Genomic DNA, 2,003 nt, shown 5'->3' on the forward strand with positions numbered 1-2,003 from the left:
AAATCGTGGTGTGCCCATACGCTCCTCCTATGCTCAAACTATAGGGCAGGATCGTCTACCGGGGCGGGGTCAGTCCAACTATAGGGCAGGATCGTCTACCGGGGTAGGGGCACGATTCTCTAGTATTCTCTTGACCCTTTTAGTTTGTTACCGTAATTCTCAATCATCTTCATGATATATTCCTTCCCTATGGTGCGTACCAGGCTTTTATCACGTTCGGTCTTCTCTTTGAGTAATTCCGCAAGAGTTTCACAATTAAAGAAAAACTCACCAATTAAATCGTTAATACAGCCTGAATCTCTATTAGAAGTGATTCCTAAAACGCCGTCTTCAACGGGAGTATTTTGAAAAAGCGCCCATTGTTTTGTTTTATCGATTATAGTCAGTGAATGATAATCCCCCTCTTCGTTCATACGACGATTGAATGATGCTAACTTAGCCACCCAGTCATCATCCATACATAATTCACCTAAAAAAGAAAAATCGTAACTGCTATAAACAGCAGCTACTGAATCATCGGCAAAGGAGTCACGAACAACCATTTTTATCGCATTGATTAAGTCGTGTGAGTGACAGATATCATTATCGAAAAATAAATACGTTGAGAAATTAACATTAAAAACTTGTAAAGGAACATCCGCTTCTGTTTTTATGACATGCTGGAGCAATGCCCTTTCCTCTGTTGATTTTGTTGTCATCTAATCATTCTCCTTGAAACGTAATTTAGTAAGGGTTTTTCCATTTACAGTTACTGATGCAGAAGGGATACCTGTTGGGGCACCACGCATCCCCCCCCCCGTTGAAAACGGATAAAATCGATATACTGTATTGTCCTTTTGCATGACAGTAACTTTACCATCCTTGGAAACAGACTTAACATAACCATTCGCAGATAAATTTTCGATTGCCTCGGCCTGATTCATATTGTAAATTTCTATTTGCGTTGAACTTCCCCTGCTCTGCCCTTTTTCAATTTTTACCTCTGTTTGTTTACCATAACCTGAAATATCATCAACAACAGTACGTCCTTTCTGCGCCATAGCGACGCCATTTTTTACCTGCGCAACTTCCTGAACCACTTTTGCCGCAGCACCAGATACAAGAATGCTGGTACCAACATTCCCCATCATCTTACCCTGGAGTGTACCGGCCATATTCCCCGCCAATGCAGGATTATGGATCAAGGCATATTCATATAATTCATTCCATTGCGATAAAGAGAGTTTAATTGCTCCGTAGGTTTGGTCGTAATTCCAGACAGCACTTGTCAAATCGGTAATTGTGTCAATTGGATGCCGGACAGCATTAACGGTATCATCTATGAACTCGACAGCCCCCTCTTTGAGGCCAGCTTTAATACCAGATTCTCTTCCTTTTCTGTAAGCATCTATTTTTTCTTTGTCTTTCCCATAAACGTCATCTAAATCAACGCCATCAACTTCTCGTTGGATTTTATTCCTGACATCAGAGTCTGTTCTTCCAGCTAAATTGAAAGCATTATTCTCTACCGTCGTTTTCCCGGCCTGCGCACCCGCTATAGCATTTGCCCCACTGTCTCCCACCAGCGCGCCCGCAAGCCCGGATGCCAGCGTCGCCAGCGCCGAAACGGTTTGTTTCTGCTCTTCACTCAGCTTGCGGACATCTTTTATGCCCCACGCGTCGAGGGCAATTATCCCGGCCAGTTCGCCCGTTGCCGCTCCCGCTGCTGCAGTGGCTGCGTTTTTTCCGCTCGCCGCTGCCAGGGCTGCATTGACCACCGCATGGGCAAGAACACGTCCGGCGGGGTTGGTGTCCGGGATCTGTTTCGCAATTTCACCAGCAATATACGGCGCAGCAGCGCCCGCAAGAGCGGCTTTAATATCGCCACCGGCCAGCGCCTGTATCGCCGCCGTGGCAGCCGTTATTCCGCGCTGAAGCGTACTTCCCGTACCGTATTGCGCTTCTGCGGTTCTTCCCGCCTGGTCAGCAATTTCGTCTTTCGTCGGGTTAAGTTTGCCCAGACC

General features: G+C 46.0%; 2 protein-coding genes. Both read right to left on the bottom strand.

All coding sequences use genetic code 11. The features are described 5' to 3' along the window. Positions 1–119 precede the first annotated feature (119 nt). Positions 120–698: a hypothetical protein gene (locus ACFX4O_RS24335; protein WP_380211872.1), complete on the bottom strand. Its 579-nt coding sequence runs from the start codon at positions 696–698 to the stop codon at positions 120–122. Then, positions 699–2,003 (bottom strand): VENN motif pre-toxin domain-containing protein (locus ACFX4O_RS24340; RefSeq protein WP_380211871.1); only part of this gene is annotated, 1,305 nt, incomplete at its 5' end.

The sequence above is a fragment of the Kosakonia sp. YIM B13571 genome, assembly GCF_042788095.1.
GTDB classification, from domain to species: Bacteria; Pseudomonadota; Gammaproteobacteria; order Enterobacterales; family Enterobacteriaceae; genus Kosakonia; species Kosakonia quasisacchari.